Raw genomic sequence first — 21,672 nt, 5'->3', positions numbered from 1 at the left:
GTGGTTAAACGCACAGCCAATCTTAATTATCATTTTCGCAAAAATTCACCATCATGTTGATATTCATTCCAATTGAAAAAAATAGATGTTAAATTGCCCTTTCAATTTTCTAAAAAGCCCTCCCTTCCGGGGAGGGTTGGGAGGGGCTAATGAAATTAGGGTACAAAAAAATAGTTGTTAAAGTTGGGTCGAATGTAATTACACAGGCCAACGGTTTGCCAGATGAATCGCGGATTCAGCATTTGGTAAATCAGCTGGCTGAAATTAAAAAGCAGGGCATCGAAGTGATTTTGGTTTCATCCGGAGCTGTAGCCGCAGGCAGAAGTTTAATCAAAGTTTCCGAAAAGCAAGATGCCGTTACCACGCGACAACTATTGGCTGCAATTGGTCAGGTAAAGTTGATTAACACTTACGCTAATTTCTTTGAACCACACAAAATTAAATGTGCCCAAGTTTTGGTTACCAAAGAAGATTTTCGCGACAGAGCGCATTACCTCAACATGAAAAACTGTATGCAGATTTTGCTACAGAATGAGGTTATTCCTGTGGTAAATGAGAACGATGTGGTTTCGGTAACCGAATTAATGTTTACCGATAACGATGAGCTTGCAGGTTTAATCGCCTCGATGTTAAATGCTGATGCATTAATTATTTTATCGAACGTAAATGGAATTTACAATGGCGACCCAAAAATTGCCGGTTCAGAAGTGATTGAAGAAATATCGGGTTCGGTTTCTAATCTGGCTTCATTTATTCAAACAGGCAAATCGCAATTTGGTCGTGGCGGAATGGTTACAAAATCGACCATGGCACAAAAAGTGGCCAAGCTTGGCATTACAGTTCATATTGCAAACGGAACAACTGATAACGTTTTAACATCGTTACTAAACAACGAAATTGTTCATACGCGTTTCGTTCCAGAGAAAAGTAAATCGGGCAAAAAGAAATGGATTGCCCATTCTGAAACGGCTGCAACGGGAATTGTTAAGCTGAATGATGGTGCAAAAAGTGTGTTAACTTCAGGCAAGGCAACAAGTTTATTGCCCGTGGGCATCATCGAAATACAATCTGATTTTTTAAAAGGCGATATCATTAAAATCATCGATGAAAAAAACCAGTTAATTGGTTTGGGCATTGCAGAATACGGTTCGGATAAAGCCAGAGAGAGAATCGGACAGAAAAAACAAAAAGCATTGGTACATTACGATTATTTTTATTCTTCGATATAAAGATTTTACCGCAAAGAACACAGAGAAGAGGCGTAAAGAAACGCAAAGCAAATTGTGTTTTTTGGTGCCCAACTTTGCGTTTCTTTGCGAAAAACTTAGCGGTTAATTAAAACAAAATGGATTACAAACAATACTTCGAAAAAGCAAAACAAGCTACCCGCACCATGATTGGCTTGAGCAAAGAAACTACCAATAAAGTTTTAACAGATTTAGCTGAAGCCTTGGTTTTATCTACGCATAAAATTTTAGCAGAGAATGTAAAAGACTTGGCCAAAATGCCCATCGAAGACCCGAAATATGATAGACTTAAACTAACCAAACAACGCATTGCTGACATTGCAAATGATGTGAAAAACGTAGTGAATTTAGCAAGTCCGCTAGGCGAAGTGCTTTCTGATAAAATTTTAGAAAACAAACTTCAAATTCAAAAAGTTCGGGTTCCGCTGGGTGTGGTTGGTGTAATTTACGAAGCTCGTCCGAATGTTACTGCCGATGTGTTTTCGCTTTGCTTTAAAACGGGAAATGTTGCGGTTTTAAAAGGCGGGAGCGATGCTGAATTTTCGAATTTAGCCATAGCAAAAGTAATTCACGGGGTTCTTGCGAAGTATAAAATTAATCCTGATGTTTTAACTCTATTGCCAGCCGAAAGAGCCGCAACAGAGGCTTTACTCAATGCAAGAGGTTTCGTTGATGTGTTGATTCCTCGTGGAAGTCAGTCGCTGATTAATTATGTTCGTGAAAACAGCAAAATCCCTGTAATTGAAACGGGAGCAGGAATTGTTCACACTTATTTCGATGAATCGGGTGATTTAGAAAAAGGTAAAGCCATAATTTTCAATGCAAAAACTAGAAGAGTAAGTGTTTGTAATTCACTCGATTGTGTGTTGATTAATCAAAACCGATTAACAGATTTGACCGAACTTTTATCGCCCTTAGCTGATGTAAAAGTCGAACTTTTTGCCGATGAAAAAAGTTATGCAGTTTTAAAATCTTCTTACCCAGCCGAACTTTTAAATCATGCAACTGAAGAACATTTTGGAACTGAGTTTTTATCTTTAAAACTGGCTGTTAAAGTTGTTAGCGATTTTGATGCAGCCTTAAATCACATTGCAGATTACAGCTCTAAACATAGCGAAGCCATTATTTCGGAAGATGCGGAAAACATCACTCGGTTTTTAAATGAAGTAGATGCCGCTGCGGTTTACGCCAATGCATCTACCGGTTTTACCGATGGCGCACAGTTTGGTTTGGGTGCGGAAATTGGTATCAGCACACAAAAACTTCATGCCCGTGGACCGATGGGGTTGGAAGAGCTAACGAGTTATAAATGGGTGGTTAGGGGAGATGGGCAAGTGAGGGTTTAATGGAAGATGTAAGAGGGAAAATGGGTGATGGAGCATGTCTTGCCGACAAATCGTCATTGCGAGGCACGAAGCAATCCTGCAACAATGGGTTTATGCGAACGCATTAAGATTGCTTCGTGCCTCGCAATGACGCGATGTTTAGAACTGTTGGCCGAATGAACTAATGACCAATCAACGATTGAACTAAATTAAATCTCAAACACCTCACCTCTTTCCGGCGCTACAACATTAAAGCCATCTTCCTGCAAAGCAGCCATTAAAAGCTGTAAACTTTTATCTTCACCATGTACCAGGAAAACCTGTTTTGGTTTTCCGGTTTGTTTAACCGTTTTAACCAAATCATCATGGTCGCCGTGGCCGCTGAGTAAATCTGTTTGGCGAATGGTGGCATAAACCATCATTTCACGGTCTTTAATTCTAACAATTGGCGCACCACTTAAAAGTTTGTAGCCAAGCGTTCCTTTGGCACAATAGCCGATGAAAAGAATGGTGCAATAATAGTTCTGGATATTGTAATAAAGGTGGTCTTGAATACGTCCACCCTCTAACATTCCTGCTGAAGAAATGATGATGCAAGGGTCGTAATAATTGGAAACATCCTTGCTTTCTTTCATGGTTTGAACGTAGGCCAAATGCTCAAATTCAAATTCATCACCCATTGTTTTATAGAAATCTTTCGCTTCTTGATTCACCAGATTATGGTGTTTTCGGTAAACATCAGTGGCGTGTATTGCCATCGGACTATCGACAAAAATTTGAACAGGCGGTAATAATTTTTTAGTGAAGATTTGGTTTAATGCAAAAACCAACGATTGCGTTCTGCCGATACTAAAAGCAGGAATAATCAATCGGCCAGGGCTTTTAATGCAGGCTTCTTCAATTTCCTTTACCAATCGTTCTTCCAAAGTTTGGTCTTTGGTATGGTAGCGACCGCCGTAGGTAGATTCGCAAACAAAAAAATCAACTTCAGGAATAGCTTCGGGTTTTACCAAAACAGGGTAATTTTCCCGCCCAATATCGCCAGAGAAAGCAATTTTCTTTTCTTCGCCGTTATCATTAATGATTAAAACTGCAGCTGCTGCTCCTAATAAATGGCCAACTGGAATAAAGGTTAAACTGATATCGCCATTAATTTTAAATGGCTGATTAAATGCTATGGTTACGAAACGGTCGATGGTGTCCATTACATGTTTGTGCAGGTACAAAGGTTTCGGTCCGCTGAAGTTGCCACGTTTAGTACGCGGTTTTCTTCCTTGTTTTCTTAAAAAAAGCTCTACCGAATCAAACAATAATATGGATGCTAAATCGGCAGTTGGCGGCGTACAAAGCACTTGTCCGTTAAAACCCATACGTACCAAGGTGGGTAAATTGCCCGAATGGTCTATATGTGCGTGGGTTAAAATTACCAGATTAATACTTGCTGGCGCAAAAGGAAATTCTTGGTTTTCTTCCTGATAAGTATCCTTTTCGTAATCTAAACCGCAATCTATCAGTATTTTATAATGCCCAACTTCGAGCAGGTGCATACTTCCTGTTACTTGTTGTGCAGCGCCCCAAAACGTTAACTTCATCTTTCTTTCTGTAGGGTAAATTGTTTTGTGTAAAGTAGTATAAATGATGGAATTTTTAAACAACAAGAAGTAATTTTTTGGTTAGCGGAAGTCTTTGTGTTGTTTTGAAATGGAAAGTAATTCGTTCTGGCGCTCTTGGGCAAAGCCAATTAAATCTTGGGCATTTATAACTTCATCAACTAACAAGCCAATAATTGTATTGTAAAACATCGAATTTTTGAGCCCATCATATCGTCGTGCAATATGTTTATCAAAATCTTTTACAGAGGTAAAAATTGCATAATAACTTTCTCGGTTATCTTGGGGGCGTTCTGTTTTCCATTTTTGCAAAATTTCATCAAATTCATTCATGCCTTTTGCCAATTCTCTTTGGAGGGCGATTTCAAAGAGCGCTCTCGCAACCTTATTTTCAGCTTTAGAAAAATCCATAATTTAAGTTAGCATATTTTTTTGGAAAGCAGTTGCGGCGGATTCTTTTTTAAACCTGTCCCGCCTTTTGTTTTTTCCGATGAAGAATCGGAAACACTTCTGTCGGGTTTGAGTGGCACGGTTGGCGGTACTATTTTAGGCTAGGTGCTTAACCATGGTTTATAAACCCGATTGTTGCAGAAACCAAAAGCTATTTCTGCTTTTGTTGAAGCGAAAAGCGGGGCTGCCAGCCTCCAAGAAAGCAGAACCGTTCATTTTCAAATCCTTAATCGCAGACTAATTTTAATATTTTAAAGACTTATCTTTGAAGAAAAACATTAACAATGCAAGAACCATTTGATATAGAAATAGGGCCGACAAATTATTCGGTTTTTCCTGAGGGAAATGATTCATACACCATTTTTAAAGATGGCAGAGAGTACATCCAGATTCAGAAAGATACATCTTCGATTTGGTTAAAGATGGATTATAAAACTGAGCTTCCGATTTTTGAGGAGGATGAAGAAGTGAGTGCGATTGGGCAGGCAATTGAAAAATATGTGCCTGAAGAAGAGGATGAGGAAGAAGAATTGTAGAAAAAAACGCTCTACTGGTCATATAAAGGTCAGTAGAGCGTTCTTAGTCTTAAATAAGTTTCAATAATTCTTCGGCTACTTTTTCTGATGATGATGGATTTTGACCCGTAATCAGCAAGCCATCTACAACGGCATAAGGATTCCAATCTGCTATTTTAGTGTAAATCCCGCCGTTTTTTAACAGCATATCTTCCACCAAAAACGGAACCACATTGGTTAGCTGAACAGCTTCTTCTTCGGTATTGGTAAATCCTGTTACGTTTTTGCCATTTACCAAATATTTGCCATTTACTTTTACATCCTTTAAAACGCCAGGTGCATGGCATACAAAAGCAACTGGTTTATTTGCGGTGTAAAAATCGACGATAAGTTTTTGAGAAGTCGCACTTTCTGCCAAATCCCAAAGTGGACCATGCCCGCCTGGATAAAACACGGCATCGTAATTTTCCATTTTTACTTCTGCTAAGGGGATTGTATTTTTTAATTTATCTAAAAGAATAGTGTCTTTATCCATTCTTCTGGTGGTATCGGTTTGAAATGATGGCTCTTCACTTTTAGGGTCGATTGGTGGCTGACCACCTTTTGGCGATGCCAATACAACCTCAATATTTTTATCTGTTAAAGTATAATATGGGGCAGCTAATTCTTCTGACCAAAAACCTGTTTTTAAACCTGTGTTTCCTAATTCGTCGTGGCTCGTAAGCACGATTAAAACTTTCTTATTCATATTTTTATCCTAATTGTAAAACAAAATTAGGCTAATGTTTACCAGCCGCATAGGACTTGAATCACAGATTTTGTGTGCGTTGAATCACAATTTATCCGATAATCTGCTTAATGTTTCTCGTGAAATACCCAAATAAGCAGCAATAATTGTTTTGGAAACCCTTTGTAAGAGCTGGGGATATTGTTGCGAAAATTGCTCGAAACTTTCTTTAGGGCTATTTGTAAGCAGCGATAGAATTCTTTGTTGTAGGGCCACATAACCAGAACTATTTTTAACCCTGAAGAAGTGCTCCATTTTATGGCTCTCGCTACAAATTTTATTTAAATTCTCTTTTGAAATATATAAGAGTTCCACGTTTTGTAAGCAACTGATATTTATAATCGATTTTACATTATTATAAAAAGCTTGGAAATCGGAAATCCACCAGTTTTCCATAGCAAACTGGATGATGTATTCCTTACCATTTGCATCGGTAAAAGTTGCTTTAAGAAGTCCGTTAATAACGAAATAGATGTGTTTTACCAGCTCGTCTTCCTGAATTAAATATTGATGTTTTTTTAAACTTTTGGATTTGAAATGGTTGTTGATAAATTCAAATTCTTCATCGGTAAGCGGAACGATTTCTTCAATATGTTTTCTTAACTCAACACTCATTCTGTAAAGCTAGCTAAAATCAAAGCACAAAAAAAATCCCGACCAAGGCCGGGATTTTTTGCTATTTTTAAATTATCTGGTGGCGTTTGCCGTCCAGTTACCATTCGAGTTTGAAACACCTATTTTTAATGTACTTGCATCAATTGTAATACCAATTACACCTGTTCCAACACTAATGTAGGTATTCCCGCTTTCTTGGAATTTAACTCCAGTAATATCAGGAATGTTGTTGCCGAAGAAGAAGCTATAGGTATCATCAACTTTGGTTACAGTTACTTTACCATCTGTACTGCTTATTTGTGTATCACCTTTACTGTATGATACGGTTCCTCTGTAAGTACCCACAAAAAAATCTCTGTCTGCAGGATCGGTATCTTTTTTACATGAAACCATTACTGTTAATGCTATTAAAAGCATGCTGAAAATTTGAACTGTCTTTTTCATTTTATGTTTTTCAAAGGTTAGGAATCGGCTGTGGTAGACAGCAGATTCGATTAGTAAATGTAACAGCTTGTTTACAACGACTGTGCCAAAAGCCTTTTGTAAAGGATAAAAATAGCACCATAATTAAAGCATAAAAATTTTATAGTCGAGCTAATATTCTGATAAATAGATTGTTAGTTGTGGTTTTAATGAATACTAAATGATATTGGATAATTGTAGCGGTTCAGGTTATTGTTTACAAGGCGCTAATTTGTAATATGTTTAGTTTAGCAGAATTTAATGGAGAATAATCCTTTAGCTTAAGGAATAATTTTTCTATTTTGTGGCAAGGAGAACCAAAATACAGCTAATTGAATTTTTACAATGGAAACGAAAAAGTATGAGGAAATGAGTAATGAAGAGTTGCTAAAAAGCGAGAAAATGACAAGTACGTTAACATACACTCTTGGTGGAATGTTATTGGTATTATTTTCGCTCAGCCTATTTATAACCTTTACAAAAGGTTTTACAGCTTTAACCGTAGTCCCAATTGCACTGATGCCAATTGTGTTGATTAATTTGGGAAGTATCAAAAAAATAAAAGCTGAGCGTAAATTAAGAGGTTTGTAGCAATGGGCTATCATTTAATAACCGAAAAAACCCATCGTAACAACTACCAAAATAAATATTCCGTAAAGGAGTATTATTGCGGAAATGATGATACTAATAATGGCTAAAAGTTTGGCTATTTTTAAATACTTGATTTCTTCAATGTTATAGTCGCCAGCCGCAATTACCGAATTCTTCAGCTGATTACGGCATAAAATTAACATTAGTATAATCACAGCCAATCCAAAAATTTCTGCAAACCACGTAAGGAAAGAAAACGCCAAGGCAGCGCTGGACAGGTATAGGTAAAGCTTGGTTTTTTCATAAGCAGCAGGCTATTTAGCTTGGTCTTTTGAATAGTTAGACTGCCCGTTGATGTTAACCGTTTCGCCTAGGTATTTTGGTTTACGGTTAAACAAAATATCGAAAATTGATTTTGATATGGAGAGTTTTTCTCTGAATGCATAATATTTGTACCCTCTATATTCGCCGTGGTTGGCTGAAAAACCATACGATTTTATGCCAATTTTGTTGCCAATGTATATGCAACGATTGAGGTGATATTTTTGAGATACTAAAATCGCGGTATCAACCTTAAAAATATGTTTAGCCCTGTACATAGTAGAGTAGCTATCAAAACCAGCATAATCAATGTAAATCTTATTGGTATCTACACCGTTTTGGTAGCAATATAACTTCATTACGGTAAGTTCATCATGCTCATCTCTACCATTATCTCCGGAGAGCAAAATTTTGTATACTTTTTTGCTTTTGTAAAGCGAAATACCTGCATCAAGTCTATCTTTTAAATATTTGCTCGGCTTATCTCCATTTATGCCTGCGCCGAGAATAATGGCTATTTTGCTTTGAGGCACATCTTCCATTTTTTCGTATATCGCATTTTCGGTTGAATTGTTAACGGCGTAATTGGTTACCATAACAAAAGCAAAACCAACACAAGCAAGCAGCAAGATTATTCTAATTGGCTTTTTTATCTTCTTCATTTATATGATTTATAAAAATCAGTTTCTTTTACTTCTTTGGCAAAACTGCTTTCGGTTTTAGTGAAAATATTCAAAATAAAATTATTTTTCCGTTGAAGATGAAAGTATAGGTGCCATCACCTCGTATATTATCTAGTGTACTAAACGAATCATTGAGTTGTTTTTTGAAGCTTTTTTTATCTATTTTATTTTTTTCGATGCAGGCGTTCAGCAATTCGCTAGCTGAGTTTATGCTTCCGTTTCCATTTAATAGCGGAATTAGGTAACCTAATGTCTCGTCGGTTTTGCCCATCTTTCCATAAACCATGTTTAAATCATAAATTATCCGATTGGCATCTTTTTGTGCCGTAGTGCAGGCAGCAGGAACAATTCTAAAATCTAACAACAACCTTAGGAAGTATTTTTCGGCAAGTTTATAGTTGGCATTTCCAAAATAAATATCCGCAAGTGCATGTGATGCGGTATGTTTGAGGTTAATTACTTCGTCGCTTTTGTATTTCCAGGCTTTTTCATCAATTTTTAAATCCAGAAAATAGCCGAGTTCTTCTGTAAGCTTCCTGATGTTTGTTCGATCAAGTTTTTGAGTCATATTCTTGGCGTACTCTGCTAATTTTTTGTCGCTTTTGTAAGGCTCTTCCCCCAATAAATAATATCGAGCAGTGCGGGGGCAATTACAACTTCGCCTACCTCGGTATCGATGTTACTTCCCATAGCAACCACAATTTTGCCTTTTCGATAAACTGTTGCGTAAAAATCTAGGCTTTGGGTTAAATAACCCGCTTTTTTATAACAGCATCACGCATTTTAGCAGCTATTGTTTGGATGCTATCGTAATTAAGTTTAAAAGCACCCTCCTAAATTTACTTTCTGAAAAGGAATATTAAAGCAACTTTAAACTATCGGAATATAATGCTTTTTTTAAAGAACCGGAGCCACTAAAATTTATCCAATGGTCTAAACTATCGCCATGAAACATTACATTTCTGTTGAAATCGCCCTTACTGTAACCTGAATGATAAAAACTGAAATTAGCAAACATAATCGCTAAACCCTTGGTGGATTTTGCTCTGCCATTCTACTCTAAACCCTGGCCCTGTTTGTAAAATGATGATATATAGAACCGAGTGCCGATTAATGCAATAAGGCAACATCAGAAATGGTATGGTCTGGGGAGCGGTACGGTCGAACGGTCATCAATGCATCAGCAGCTGAAAGTTTGCCTGCAACAGAATGTATTTTGGTGGTTTCTAATGCTTCGTATAAATTTAGTGGTGGCAAAATAGTTGGCAAACGTTTCGCCAACATGGTTTTTCCTGCTCCTGGCGGACCGATTAAAATTACATTGTGACCGCCTGCGGCGGCAATCTCCAATGCCCGTTTGATATTTTCCTGTCCTTTAACATCAGAGAAATCATGCTCATAATTGCTGATGTTTTTAAGGAACTCTTCCTTAGTATTTATCTTTACCTGCTCTAGGGCTTCGGTTTTGTTAAAGAATGATATGACTTGAGAAAGATTTTCTACCCCATAAGCAACAAGACCATCAACAATGGCAGCTTCTCGAACATTCTGTTTTGGCAAGATGAAGCCCTTGAAACCATCTTGCTGCGCTTGTATAGCAATGGGCAGAGCACCTTTGATCGGCTGTATGCTCCCGTTTAAAGAAAGTTCGCCCATAAGAAAATAGTGCTCTAAATCTTCGCTAGGAATTTGTCCGGATGCCGCAAGAATGCCGATAGCAATGGGTAAATCGTAAGATGAGCCCTCCTTCTTTATATCAGCAGGCGCTAAATTGACAACGATTTTTTGTTTCGGCATTCGAAAGCCTGATACATTAATGGCGCTCGCTACCCTTTGCAAACTTTCCTTAACCGCATCATCAGGCAAACCAACCATGTAATATTTTGTGCCAGCACTAATGCTTACCTCAATAGTGATGGTTAACGCATTTACGCCATAAACGGCACTCCCGTATGTTTTTACAAGCATTAATTTATCTCGAAAATGGAACGGGATGTTATATTATTCGGGGATGAATAAATTGATAATGACTAAGATATAAAGAATTATCTAATTACCGTTGGTTGAAATCAAAGGCAATGAATGTTCTATGCTTTAATTAAAAGTTAAAAATTAATGGCGATAATATTGGCGTTTAATATGCATTTCATTGCAGTCTGCTTCAGCTGACTGTTTTATTACAAGCCGATTAAGGCTTTAGCCAAAATATCAACTATTCTTGATTGAAATCAATAGCAACAAAAAATCCCAAACATTTCTGATTGGGATTTAAATATCTGTAATATGCTATTTTCGCTTTAGTCTTTCTGCTTTTACCTTTCGGCCTACCTTCTTCCCATTGGCATATTCGGCATACCTTTCATCATTGCGGCTGCGGCTGCTGGGTTCGAAAACTGTTTCATCATTTTACGCATATCCTCAAATTGTTTAATCAACTTGGTCACTTCTTCTACCTTGCTGCCCGAACCTTTTGCAATACGTAAACGACGGCTTTGTTGAATCGAATCTGGATTTTCTTTCTCAAATGGCGTCATCGAATTGATAATCGCCTCGATTGATTTAAACGCATCATCCTGAATATCCACATTCTTCATCATCTTGCCCACACCCGGAATCATGCCCATCAAATCTTTCATGTTACCCATCTTCTTAATTTGCTGAATCTGGTTATAGAAATCGTTAAAATCGAATTTATTCTTGCGTATTTTCTTCTGTAATTCTGCGGCCTCTTTCTCATCGAACTGCATTTGAGCACGTTCTACAAGGGAAACCACATCACCCATCCCTAAAATACGCGATGCCATACGATCGGGATAGAAAACATCAAGTGCTTCCATTTTCTCGCCCGTACCAATAAATTTAATGGGTTTGTTAACTACCGATTTAATGGAAAGGGCAGCACCACCACGGGTATCACCATCTAATTTGGTTAAAACAACTCCGGTAAAATCAAGGCGATCGTTAAAAATCTTCGCTGTATTCACCGCATCCTGACCAGTCATCGAATCCACCACGAATAAGATTTCGTGTGGTTGTGTTTTCTCTTTAACTTCCGATATTTCGTTCATTAATGATTCATCAATCGCTAAACGACCAGCTGTATCGATAATGATTACATTGTTTCCGTTTTGTTTACCATGCGCAATACCCTCTAAGGCAATTGCAACAGGATCATTCGATTCGCGATTTGCGTAAACAGACACACCAACCGAAGTACCCAGTACCTCTAACTGATCTACCGCTGCAGGGCGATACATATCCCCAGCAACTAACAAAGGCTTTTTGCCCTTGCCTTTTAAATGTAAGGCCAATTTACCTGCGAATGTGGTTTTACCCGCACCGTTTAAACCAGCAATTAAAATGATGGTAGGGTTTGCCCTTGTATCTAATTCGGTAACCTCACCACCCATTAGGGCAGCAAGCTCATCGTTCATGATCTTGGTTAATAATTGGCCAGGAGAAACTGCCGTTAATACGTTTTCACCTAATGCTTTTTGCCTTACATCATCGGTAAATGCTTTGGCGGTTTTATAGTTAACATCGGCATCTAATAACGCTTTACGAATCTCTTTCATGGTTTCTGCCACGTTGATTTCCGTAATGCTGCCTTGTCCTTTTAATACTTTAAATGCTCTATCTAGCTTGTCCTGTAAATTATCAAACATGTTTTTTTGAAGCTAAAAGCCAATTGCCAAAGCAAAAAGCTAATGTTTTTAATAAAAAGCAAATGTATCAATTTTTGATTGTAAATCTTTGCTACTCAAAGTCAAAAATTGTTTCTAAAGTTACGGACTCTTATAGCCTCGTTCTTAATAGAGTTGATAACTCTTCATGCCGATTTTTTGAAAACGGACGGTTACAAGCATTTGGCAGGCTGCAGCCCCGCCATTTGTTATATCTTTTTTTAAAAGTTAGTAACTCTACGGGCACGTTGCAGATAAGAGTTAGAAACTTTAAAACAAAAAAAGTATATCACTTCTGTTGAGGGTTTAGGCATAAGGGCTTGCCGCCCAAACGTTAAAAAACAGCACAAATTGGCCAATTAGCCCCGGGTGCAGCGGTACCCTGCAGCATGGAGGAACGACTTGCGAAGCGTAAAGCGTAACACGGGAAGCAATTAAACGATTAGCAGAAACCTGCGCTTCAAAAAATCATATTTTTTTCTTTTGGTGCAACATTTTAAGTAAGCAATAGTCTTATGTAGGACTAAACCAAACCAATGAAATTCTATTTACCCCTATTTTTACTGTTCGCTTATTCTTTTTCTTATGCCCAAGATCCTTCAAAACAAAAGCAATTATCTGCCGTAAGAACTATAGAAACACCAAAAATAGATGGTATTTTGGATGACCCCTGTTGGACTAACGTTCCAATTGCTACCGATTTTTTTGAGATAAGACCTGTGCCTGGACGTGTTGAGAAACAAGATAGGCGAACAGAAATGAAAGTGCTATATGATGATGTTGCCATTTACCTTTACGCCCGTATGTACGATGACAAGGATAGTATTTCACATGAATTGGTATCTCGTGATAATATTGGCAATGCCGATTTTATCTCGATAATTGTAGATCCGTTTTACGATAAAATGAATGGCAATGGTTTTTTTGTTACCGCTGCTGGCGTTCAATTCGATGCCAAATATTCGCAGGTTGGCGATGAAGACCCCAATTGGAATGCCGTTTGGGAAAGTGCCGTAAAAATAGATGATTTGGGCTGGACTTGTGAAATGAAAATCCCTTATTCTGCACTACGCTTCTCGAGTAAGGATATTCAGAATTGGGGCTTAAATTTTAGCCGCAGAATACAGCGCACTAACGTACAAACGTTTTGGAATTGTAGACCCAAAAGTAAACGGTTTTATTAACCAAGAGGGTTTGTGGATGGGCTTGAAAGACATTAAACCGCCTTTACGCTTATCGTTTTCGCCATATATTTCAGCGTATGTAAATCACTATCCAGCAAATATTCCAGGTGTTAAAAACACAACATCACGTTTTAATGGTGGTATGGATGTTAAGTACGGCATTAATAATAGTTTTACTTTGGATATGACACTAGTGCCCGATTTTGGGCAGGTACAATCTGATAATCGGATCTTAAATCTCACACCATTCGAAGTTAAGTTTAACGAAAATCGCCAGTTTTTTACTGAGGGAACAGAGCTTTTTAACAAGGGAGATTTGTTTTATTCAAAGCGAATTGGCTCAATACCATCATACTACAATTATTCTGGCGTAAGTAGCGGCGATAAGATAATCAAAGATCAAACCGAGGCAAAGGTTTTAAATGCAACCAAAATTTCTGGCCGTACTGCTAAAGGTTTGGGTATTGGAATTTTTAACGCCATAACCAATAGTATGCAAACCGAGGTGGAAGATGCTAATGGTAACTTGCGAAATGTAGAAACCCAACCGCTTACCAATTATAATATCTTGGTTTTCGATAAATCGTTAAAAAATAACAGCTCAGCAACCTTTATAAATACCAATGTTTTACGGCAGGGCAGTGCTTATGATGCCAATGTAAGTGCTTTGCTCTTTAATTTGAATAACAAAAACAATAAATACTTTGTTAATGGTGGTGGCAAAATGAGTTATTTACGAGGAGAAGAAACGAGCACAGGTTATAGTTATACGCTGCGTTTTGGAAAGCAAAGTGGCAATTTTACCTGGAGTTATAACCAAGTTTATGCTGATGATAAATTCGACCCATCGGATTTGGGCTTTTTTACCAATAACAACTTTTTGGACCAGCGACTAGGTTTTGGTTATAATATTTATAAACCAAGTAAATGGTATAACGAATGGCAGAGCTGGTTTAATATGTCGTATTCGAGAAGAACAAATCCTGGCGATTATCAAAGTTTTGAGATAGAAACAGGTTCTTATGTTAGGTTTAAAAACTTGTGGTCGGCAGAGTTTAATGGTAATTATAATGCACAACGTAACGATTTTTACGAGGCCAGGAACGGACAGGTTTACAAAGCACCAGAAAGTTTTAGTATTGGTTTATATATAAATCCAAATCGTGCAAAGGCCTATAATTTCGGTGGTAATGTGCGGTACGGTGAGCAACAACTTTTTAAGGGAAAATCGTATAACTTTTACTTCTTCCAAAATTTAAGGTTGAACGATAAGATTGCTTTTGGTTTAGATTTAAATTTCAATCCAAATTATAATTACGTGAATTGGGTTACGGCCCAGGGCAACAATGCAATTTTCTCTCGTTATGATAGACGAACAGTTGAAAACTCTTTTGATGCGAAATATACTTTTACCAACTTAATGGGCTTTACCGTTGTGTTAAGGCATTATTGGAGCGATAGGCGAAATAAGGAATTCTACTTGCTTAAACCAGATGGCAACCTGGCCGATTATCAAGGTCCGGCTTTAACGGGAACAGATAGAAATTATAATGTTTTTAATATCGATTTAATTTATACCTGGCAATTTGCCCCAGGCAGTACGCTTTCGCTTTCGTACAAAGATGCCGCCGAAACTTACAATACCTTTTATACCCAGCGTTATAACCGCAATTTAGATGGCATTTTATCGGCTCCTCAAAACAATAGCCTCTCAGTAAAGGTGCTATATTATATCGATTATTTGGATTTGAAAAAGAGACGAAAGAAAATTTAAATACTTAAATAACATCAATGCTTCTGCTTTGCTGCTCACTTACCTCGGAAATGTAAACCCAAACCCCAAAGCCAGTGTTTGATTCGCCTGCACTTTCGGATCTGTATCTTTATCAAACAAAATAACGCCTGTTAAACTCGTATTCATAAACTTGTTAATTTTCGCTGTCAAGGCAACATCTAAACGGTGATCTATTCGAGAAAATGAAATATCCTCGTATGGAATGAACATGTTATAACGGGCTTTTAGATTGGTGTTCTTAAAAATATCCTTATCAAAGGCACTTACTACCTGAAAAGCCAGCTCATTACGGAAGCGCTTGCCCTTATCAACACCATAAACATTTTTTTTGCCATCGTAAACGGTACTATCCAAAACAAAGGTTTGCCTTGCTGTTCCGGTACCAATTCGAGTAGAGAAGTAATTAACTGGCTTATATTCGAAACCAATTGATTCAGTTAAATATCCAGGGGCCATAAATCTAGAGATTAAAACCTGTTGTTCTTCTTGATTGTTATTTCTAAAATATCGGTAACCATTATCAAACTGCGATTCGAAACTTACCGATCCGAAGAAGAACCAGCTTTTTGATAATTGGAACGATGCTTTATTATCCCAAAAAATACGGTCGTTGGTTTTCTTTTGCAGCTGGTCTTTGTTTTTAACCTTCCCATATTGCAAAATCAACTCACTTACGTAACTGTAACTATTCTTGTTGTATTCTGCCCTGTAATTAAGCAAACCTCCAACAGCAATAGAATTTGTTCCGCCACCTTTCCAGTTGTCGCTAAATTGTGCCTGATTGATGTTAATGCCAATATTAGTCCTGGTTTTCCAATAATTAACCTTCGCATTAACTACCAAGGGCTTAATTTTTACTGGTTCAAAGTTTAATGGTCCTTGTCGGCTAGGCAGAGGGCTTCGCTTTAATTTAATGTTCATGCCCTTGGTGTTGACCGGAATCGTATCAATTTCCTGTGCATATAGTTTTGTAGAGCAGAAACTTAGAATAAGGATGATGGCAGCTAAACAGTTCTTCATTACCTACAAAGAAAAAGAAAAATTTGGGAGATAAAAAGCATTTGGCAAAATGATTGTCGGATAGACAATTGCAGACTGTTGCCAATCAATGAATTTAAATCGATTTAACCCAGCCGTACCAACTTCCGTTTTTTAGGTAGTTGAGGTTTGAATCGTGTTGGTAAGCCTCCTTTTCGAAGATGATGTTTCGATAAGCCGTATCGTGATTTTTAAACCGAACAAGGTTGATTAGATAATTGATCAAATAGAAAAGGTAGAAAGGAAAAATTAGCAATTCTAGCTGTTGCCTTAAATGAATTTTCTCGTGATTAAGAATTTCCTTGTCGTTTTTAAGCCGATTAGATTTTAACAGTATAAATGGAAATATAGCCATTCCAGCTGCGGGTAAATTCTTAACGATTAAAACTGGTGCTCTCACAGCTTTTCTATGGTTAACTTGGGCAATGCTGGCAACTGTAATGCTTTAGGGTTTAGCCGATAACTCTTGTACGCATTGCGGATAAACACATTAAAGGCATAATCATCGGCATCTAAAACAAACTGATAAGTTGGTCGGTATTGCTGCATAAAATCTGTTAGCTCAGTATCTTTTATCCCCAAGACCTGCTGAACCAAGGTTTCGTTGAAACGGTAATCGATTAAATCTTCACGATAGTCTTTTTCCAGTATTTTTTGTAGATGACGAGCATTTCTGCCCTGTTTGCTCAGTAAATTATATATGGCATCTATACCCAAACCCACGCCGCCGTTACCTAAATTCAAAAGGTCCTTGCTGCTTCCTTTCATGGTTTGGTAACGATATTCTTGGATCGATTTTTCGTATTGCTGTTGAGGCGTTAATCTTTTCTGCTGAATTACCACATCGCGTAGACGAATACCCAAAGATTTTAATTGAAAATAAGCCGCTGCTTGCCCCTTAAAAACCATTGTATCTACACCATAACCAGATAATGCGGCAACTAATGTATCGCCAGGAATGGCATAAGTGCTAAATTCGCCTATGGTGTTGTTGTAAAGTCCATCCCCGGTTCGAATATTATAAATGTAAACCTTTGCCAAACGTTGCTTGGTTTCCTTGTCTATAACGATTCCCTGCACAGGTTTTGTTTGTGCATGAAGCATCGTAGCGAAGCCGAACAATAAAATAAAGGGTACAAAAAGTTTCATTAGTCTACAAAACTACAAATATCTGCTATGCAATGTTTACGATTAACATTATTTAACCTTAAGTACTTGTCCAAGTTTTATGGCATCGGCAGTCATTTCGTTTAGCATTTTCAGTTGATCTACAGTGAGATTGAAGCGTTTGGCAATGTTGTATAGCGTATCGCCCTTAATCACAGTATAAGTGCCATCAGCTAAAATTGGTTTAGCGCCTACTGGCGGAGTTTCAACTGGTGTAAATTTCTTCTTCTCTTGAGGGATGTTTTCATTAATCTCCGTAAAAACACGATCCTCTCGGGCGATTTTCTGCTTTTCGCTTTCAGATTGATCGTATTGGTGAAGTTGATATTTTTCGATGGTATTAATCAACAGATCTGGATATTTCGGATTCGTGGCATAACCGGCAGTTTTTAAACCCTGTGCCCAGCTTTTATAATCGTTTTTATCCAGCTGAAATAGAAAACTATAACGTTTACGTTTTAAGAATTCTGAATGATCCTTGAATGATTCGCGAGCGTCCTTATAAACCCTAAAGCAATCATTTTTTTGGTCATCATCTCGAAAGTAATTTTTCCCTTTCCAATCTGATGTGCATTTAATGCCAAAGTGATTGTTTGCATATTTGGCTAAATCGCTGTTGCCACTACCCGATTCTAAAATACCTTGCGCCAAGGTAATACTTGCAGGAATGCCGAATGCATTCATTTCCTCTATCGCTACACCCTTAAATTCATCAATATAACTTAATGTATTGTAGCTTTTATAGCTATTGTTGTTTGCCTTATTTGCAGCTTTTTCGATTTGATTATTGTTCTTGGTAATTTTTCTCGAAGCACAAGAGCTGAAAAAAAGCACTGCAATAATGATTAGTAAATGAAGGGATGGATAATTGTTGGAATGGATGAATTTGCGCATTTATAATATTTTTGAAATGATATTTACTTTAGGTTTAATCTAGAACTTCAACTTCTGTCCGGGTTTGAGGTTAATGTTTTTTAGGCCATTCTTTTTCTGAATAGATTTAACTGTTGTACCTTTCTTTTTGGCGATTAGGCTTAAATTATCTCCAGCTTTTGTCGTATATGATTTGGATGCAATTTTTTTCTTACGATAAGCAGGCGTTTTGTAAACCGGTTCTTCATAACCTTCGGGGCGTTCATCGTATTGGTAAAGCTCATATTTTTTTACCAGTGCAATCACCTGACTTGCCCAAGTTCTGCTGTGAGCATATCCCGATCGCTGAATTCCCCTAGCCCAGCCTCTGTAATCGTATTGATCGTACTTGGAAAACAAATTGTTAAACGGTTCGCGAGTTTCCATTATTTCTACAAAATGACTGTAAGATTCATCCGCATTTTCATAATCGCGATAAGCAGAATGAATCTCCATATTCGTATTCGGACCTTTAACCCCAAAATGATTGTTTAAATATTGTGCAATTCTACTGTTTCCAGCCGCAGATTCATGGATGGCAACCGCTAGAATAATACTTGCCGGAATTTTGTGATCACGCATTAAACCTTGTGCAAAATCGACGTGAGCGGCAATATAATCTGCAGTGCTTTGTGCTTTTGCAATAATTCCTGTTAAGAGGAATAGGCAAAGGGTAAATATTCTTTTCATTTTTTTATTATTTTCCGTCATTGCGAGGCACGAAGCAATCTTAATCAACAGATTGCTTGGTGCCTCGCAATGACGATTTTCATTTCTTCCTAATCATAAATAACCCATCTCTAACAGGGAGAATTAATTTTTCAACCCGTTCATCTGCAGCTATTTTATCATTAAAACTAATAATATTCTTGGTGTCTTTGTCTTGTTTATCTTGAAGTACTTTTCCACTCCACAGCACATTATCCACAATGATGACTCCGCCCGGGCTAACACGATCAAAAATAAGGTCGTAATAAGTGCCATTGTTTTTCTTGTCTGCATCAATGAAAACGATATCAAAAACTTCGTTTAAATCGTTTACTGTTTGGGTAGCATCTCCCAAAATATACTTAATCTTATTGTTGTATTTTGATTGAGCGAAATTGTTGCGAACCATATCTTCCAGCTCGGCATTAATATCTAGGGTATAAATAATCCCATTCTCTGATAAGCCCTCGGCCAAGCAAAGCGTTGCATAACCGGTAAAAGTTCCAATTTCTAATATTCTTTTTGGAGAAACCATTTTGCTTAACATGCTCAAAACCCTGCCTTGGTAGTGCCCAGATAGCATTCTTGGCATCAAGACTTTAAGGTTGGTTTCGCGGTCTATTTTTTGAAGCAGCTCGCTTTCTGGTTCGCAGTAGTTGATGAGTAACTGTTGTAAGTCGTCGTTTATTAGGCTCATGTATGGGGTTATAAACGGTTGGTTTCCATAAAATATTGTAAAATGATGGTAGCGGCAATGGTATCAACCCTGTCTTTATCCCGTCTATCCATTTTTTTGAGGCCACTTTGCATAATGGCTTGGTGCGCCATTTTTGAGGTGAAACGTTCATCGACCCAATGCTGCGGAATAGCTGGGAAAGCTTTTTTTAACAAGGTAGAAAAGCCTTTAACATGTTGTTTCGAATCAGAGTCCGATCCATCCATTTGTTTCGGATCGCCCAGCACAAATGACTCAACCTGCTCGGTTAGCATATATTTTTTAATGTACTCAATCGCATCTTTCGGGTGGATGGTATCCAAGCCTGTTGCAATAATCTGCAAGGGATCGGTTACGGCAACCCCGATGCGTTTTGTGCCATAATCAAAAGCTAATATTCGAGCCATATAAAAGGTTTTGCGTATGGCGGTTTCCTTTCACCATAGCTAAATTAAAAAAACCAAAGGTAAGGTTTTTTGGGAATGGGTTTTAAGCTGTATATTGAGTAGTTCTTTCCCCGCTTGGGGAATAGAATACGCAACTCGAATTAATGTATATTTAATTATATCGTTGATTAATAATGATTTAGATTTGTGGATTGATAATTGCCAACCGCGGTATAAAACAAACAAATAATATGAATCTAAATTTTACAAAAACGTTAGCCTTAACTTTGGTTATTGGCTTATTCTATTCATCTAACAGTTTTGCACAAACAACACAAACTGCGGCATTAGATAGGGGTAAAAACCTAGTTAAACTGAATTTTGGCTCTTTCTTATTCAAATCGGTTAACATCCAGTACGAACGAGCTATTCACAAAAAAATGACAGTTGGTGTAGGCGTTCGTTTAATGCCCAAAAGTTCAATTCCTTTTAGTTCTTCTTTTGATTCTGCTGATGAACAGATTGGTAGCTTAAAACTAAGCAACTTCGCCATAACGCCAGAGGTTAAATGGTATTTTGGTAAGGATGTATTTAAAGGCTTTTATGTTGCTCCTTTCTTACGTTTAGCAAATTACAGTGCAAAATTGATTATGAATTTACTGTGAATAACAAACAAGAATACATTCCTTTAAGCGGCAATTTAACCACATTTACTGCAGGAGTTTTAATTGGTGCACAATGGAAAATCGCCAACAAGGTTTATTTCGATTGGTCTATTTTTGGTCCTCAATATGGTTTTTCTAAAGGTAAAATCAGCGGTACGAAAACCTTAACACTTCAAGAACAACAATCGTTAAGAGATGAGTTAAAAGATTTGGAAAGTGGGCAGGTATTCGTGCCAATTTGGGTATTGGTTACCGTTTCTAAATTTATCAAATTATATAAGCCGCTCAAAATTTTGGGCGGCTTTTTTATGCCATAAGGTTTCTCTGTTTAAGGATTACACAATTATCCGAATGGCAGCGATATTCCGAATGTTCGTGAAAGCGTGTAAGCAAAATAAAGTAAATAAATTTATTTTCTACAGAGGTTTTCTGGCCAAATGCTTCTAAGTGATTTACCTAAACCCTATTGCAGCGGCATCCTTTTATTGTTTTTAAATTTTGTTTTACTCGATACTCCTGACTTCGCCATGATTTTTTAATAAATTTCACAACGACTTGATCTTATGTTAGTTACGGTATTTGCATCGCCAATTTGGGTGACGCAAGGCGATTAAGAACTATCTTTAGGCATGTTTGTTCGCAAAAAAAAGAACCGTTCTGGCACCACTAGCATTGTGGTAGCGGTCAAGGTTCAAGGTAAATTTAAGGAGGTTAAGACAATTGGTGTCTCTAGGGATGAGGCCGAGATTGAACGTTTTTACAAGGAAGGCAAGATCTGGGCAGATAATCAGGTGAAGGGAGAAGGTTTATTCG

General features: G+C 37.5%; 24 protein-coding genes and 2 pseudogenes. 9 read left to right on the top strand and 17 right to left on the bottom strand.

The genetic code is table 11. The features are described from left to right. Nucleotides 1-149: 149 nt before the first annotated feature. Entirely contained in the window at nucleotides 150-1,229 is a 1,080-nt protein-coding gene (gene proB / locus EZ449_RS18415) for a glutamate 5-kinase (protein ID WP_131561631.1), read from the top strand. A gap of 116 nt (nucleotides 1,230-1,345) precedes the next feature. Then, on the top strand, nucleotides 1,346-2,593 hold the full coding sequence (locus tag EZ449_RS18410) for a glutamate-5-semialdehyde dehydrogenase (protein WP_131561629.1): 1,248 nt from the start codon (nucleotides 1,346-1,348) through the stop codon (nucleotides 2,591-2,593). Between the two features lie 188 nt (nucleotides 2,594-2,781). Here EZ449_RS18410 and EZ449_RS18405 read toward each other — a convergent pair whose 3' ends face one another. Both EZ449_RS18405 and EZ449_RS18400 read right to left on the bottom strand, forming a co-directional pair. Next, entirely contained in the window at nucleotides 2,782-4,164 is a 1,383-nt protein-coding gene (locus tag EZ449_RS18405; protein WP_131561627.1) for an MBL fold metallo-hydrolase, read from the bottom strand. An 81-nt stretch (nucleotides 4,165-4,245) separates the two neighbouring features. Beyond that, nucleotides 4,246-4,593, bottom strand: a complete 348-nt coding sequence (locus EZ449_RS18400; RefSeq protein WP_131561625.1) for a hypothetical protein — start codon at nucleotides 4,591-4,593, stop codon at nucleotides 4,246-4,248. Between the two features lie 323 nt (nucleotides 4,594-4,916). Between EZ449_RS18400 and EZ449_RS18395 the strand changes: the two genes are divergently transcribed. Further along, a complete protein-coding gene (locus EZ449_RS18395; RefSeq protein ID WP_131561623.1) occupies nucleotides 4,917-5,168 on the top strand; it encodes a hypothetical protein in 252 nt (83 codons plus the stop codon). A 49-nt stretch (nucleotides 5,169-5,217) separates the two neighbouring features. Here the strand turns inward: EZ449_RS18395 and EZ449_RS18390 are convergent, their stop codons facing one another. The 3 genes from EZ449_RS18390 to EZ449_RS18380 form a co-directional block, all read right to left on the bottom strand. Then, on the bottom strand, nucleotides 5,218-5,895 hold the full coding sequence (locus tag EZ449_RS18390) for a type 1 glutamine amidotransferase domain-containing protein (RefSeq protein ID WP_131561621.1): 678 nt from the start codon (nucleotides 5,893-5,895) through the stop codon (nucleotides 5,218-5,220). Nucleotides 5,896-5,979: 84 nt separating this feature from the next. Further along, entirely contained in the window at nucleotides 5,980-6,549 is a 570-nt protein-coding gene (locus EZ449_RS18385; RefSeq protein ID WP_131561619.1) for a Crp/Fnr family transcriptional regulator, read from the bottom strand. 72 nt (nucleotides 6,550-6,621) lie between these two features. Then, nucleotides 6,622-6,993, bottom strand: coding sequence for a hypothetical protein (locus EZ449_RS18380; protein ID WP_131561618.1), 372 nt, complete (start codon nucleotides 6,991-6,993; stop codon nucleotides 6,622-6,624). Nucleotides 6,994-7,356: 363 nt separating this feature from the next. Here EZ449_RS18380 and EZ449_RS18375 point away from each other — a divergent pair, with 363 nt between their 5' ends. After that, on the top strand, nucleotides 7,357-7,602 hold the full coding sequence (locus tag EZ449_RS18375; protein WP_131561616.1) for a redox-active disulfide protein 2: 246 nt from the start codon (nucleotides 7,357-7,359) through the stop codon (nucleotides 7,600-7,602). A gap of 14 nt (nucleotides 7,603-7,616) precedes the next feature. Here EZ449_RS18375 and EZ449_RS18370 read toward each other — a convergent pair whose 3' ends face one another. The 5 genes and pseudogenes from EZ449_RS18370 to ffh all read right to left on the bottom strand — a co-directional run bounded on the left by EZ449_RS18370 (nucleotide 7,617) and on the right by ffh (nucleotide 12,271). Further along, entirely contained in the window at nucleotides 7,617-7,805 is a 189-nt protein-coding gene (locus EZ449_RS18370; RefSeq protein ID WP_131561614.1) for a hypothetical protein, read from the bottom strand. 111 nt (nucleotides 7,806-7,916) lie between these two features. Further along, complete coding sequence (locus EZ449_RS18365; RefSeq protein WP_205943035.1) at nucleotides 7,917-8,585, bottom strand: SanA/YdcF family protein; 669 nt, start codon at nucleotides 8,583-8,585, stop codon at nucleotides 7,917-7,919. Nucleotides 8,586-8,655: 70 nt separating this feature from the next. After that, nucleotides 8,656-9,174 (bottom strand): hypothetical protein, encoded by a 519-nt coding sequence (locus EZ449_RS18360; protein ID WP_131561613.1) that lies wholly within the window; start codon nucleotides 9,172-9,174, stop codon nucleotides 8,656-8,658. 548 nt (nucleotides 9,175-9,722) lie between these two features. Continuing rightward, nucleotides 9,723-10,574, bottom strand: a pseudogene (locus EZ449_RS18355) (YifB family Mg chelatase-like AAA ATPase); the annotation flags it as partial. A 356-nt stretch (nucleotides 10,575-10,930) separates the two neighbouring features. After that, nucleotides 10,931-12,271, bottom strand: coding sequence for a signal recognition particle protein (gene ffh, locus EZ449_RS18350; RefSeq protein WP_131561611.1), 1,341 nt, complete (start codon nucleotides 12,269-12,271; stop codon nucleotides 10,931-10,933). Between the two features lie 554 nt (nucleotides 12,272-12,825). Here ffh and EZ449_RS23190 point away from each other — a divergent pair. Next, nucleotides 12,826-13,473: a carbohydrate binding family 9 domain-containing protein gene (locus EZ449_RS23190; RefSeq protein ID WP_225872366.1), complete on the top strand. Its 648-nt coding sequence runs from the start codon at nucleotides 12,826-12,828 to the stop codon at nucleotides 13,471-13,473. A 16-nt stretch (nucleotides 13,474-13,489) separates the two neighbouring features. After that, nucleotides 13,490-15,247, top strand: coding sequence for a DUF5916 domain-containing protein (locus EZ449_RS18345; protein WP_225872365.1), 1,758 nt, complete (start codon nucleotides 13,490-13,492; stop codon nucleotides 15,245-15,247). Nucleotides 15,248-15,286: 39 nt separating this feature from the next. Here EZ449_RS18345 and EZ449_RS18340 read toward each other — a convergent pair whose 3' ends face one another. From EZ449_RS18340 to ruvX, 7 genes are all read right to left on the bottom strand, one after another. Beyond that, nucleotides 15,287-16,288: a DUF3078 domain-containing protein gene (locus tag EZ449_RS18340; protein WP_131561609.1), complete on the bottom strand. Its 1,002-nt coding sequence runs from the start codon at nucleotides 16,286-16,288 to the stop codon at nucleotides 15,287-15,289. A 94-nt stretch (nucleotides 16,289-16,382) separates the two neighbouring features. After that, nucleotides 16,383-16,706 carry a hypothetical protein gene (locus tag EZ449_RS18335; RefSeq protein WP_131561608.1) on the bottom strand — a complete coding sequence of 108 codons (324 nt, stop codon included), beginning with the start codon at nucleotides 16,704-16,706 and terminating at the stop codon, nucleotides 16,383-16,385. Further along, nucleotides 16,703-17,455 carry a hypothetical protein gene (locus EZ449_RS18330; protein ID WP_131561606.1) on the bottom strand — a complete coding sequence of 251 codons (753 nt, stop codon included), beginning with the start codon at nucleotides 17,453-17,455 and terminating at the stop codon, nucleotides 16,703-16,705. The genes EZ449_RS18335 and EZ449_RS18330 overlap by 4 nt, the downstream gene beginning before the upstream one ends. Nucleotides 17,456-17,503: 48 nt before the next feature. After that, nucleotides 17,504-18,367 carry a glucosaminidase domain-containing protein gene (locus tag EZ449_RS18325; protein WP_131561604.1) on the bottom strand — a complete coding sequence of 288 codons (864 nt, stop codon included), beginning with the start codon at nucleotides 18,365-18,367 and terminating at the stop codon, nucleotides 17,504-17,506. A gap of 39 nt (nucleotides 18,368-18,406) precedes the next feature. Then, nucleotides 18,407-19,075, bottom strand: a complete 669-nt coding sequence (locus EZ449_RS23180; RefSeq protein ID WP_131561603.1) for a glucosaminidase domain and LysM peptidoglycan-binding domain-containing protein — start codon at nucleotides 19,073-19,075, stop codon at nucleotides 18,407-18,409. A 79-nt stretch (nucleotides 19,076-19,154) separates the two neighbouring features. After that, nucleotides 19,155-19,790, bottom strand: coding sequence for an O-methyltransferase (locus EZ449_RS18315; protein WP_131561601.1), 636 nt, complete (start codon nucleotides 19,788-19,790; stop codon nucleotides 19,155-19,157). Nucleotides 19,791-19,798: 8 nt separating this feature from the next. Then, the gene (gene ruvX / locus EZ449_RS18310) at nucleotides 19,799-20,215 is read right to left on the bottom strand and encodes a Holliday junction resolvase RuvX (RefSeq protein ID WP_131561599.1); all 417 of its coding nucleotides are present in this window, start codon (nucleotides 20,213-20,215) and stop codon (nucleotides 19,799-19,801) included. Between the two features lie 230 nt (nucleotides 20,216-20,445). Here ruvX and EZ449_RS18305 point away from each other — a divergent pair, with 230 nt between their 5' ends. The 3 genes and pseudogenes from EZ449_RS18305 to EZ449_RS18295 form a co-directional block, all read left to right on the top strand. Beyond that, a complete protein-coding gene (locus EZ449_RS18305; protein ID WP_131561597.1) occupies nucleotides 20,446-20,859 on the top strand; it encodes a DUF3575 domain-containing protein in 414 nt (137 codons plus the stop codon). After that, the gene (locus EZ449_RS18300) at nucleotides 20,856-21,176 is read left to right on the top strand and encodes a hypothetical protein (protein ID WP_131561595.1); all 321 of its coding nucleotides are present in this window, start codon (nucleotides 20,856-20,858) and stop codon (nucleotides 21,174-21,176) included. Before EZ449_RS18305 ends, EZ449_RS18300 begins: the two co-directional genes overlap by 4 nt. A gap of 312 nt (nucleotides 21,177-21,488) precedes the next feature. After that, a pseudogene (locus EZ449_RS18295) lies at nucleotides 21,489-21,672 on the top strand (IS1634 family transposase); the annotation flags it as partial.

This window comes from Pedobacter frigidisoli (genome assembly GCF_004331675.1).
Taxonomy (GTDB): domain Bacteria; phylum Bacteroidota; class Bacteroidia; order Sphingobacteriales; family Sphingobacteriaceae; genus Pedobacter; species Pedobacter frigidisoli.
This window is presented reverse-complemented; position numbering and strand designations above follow the sequence as displayed.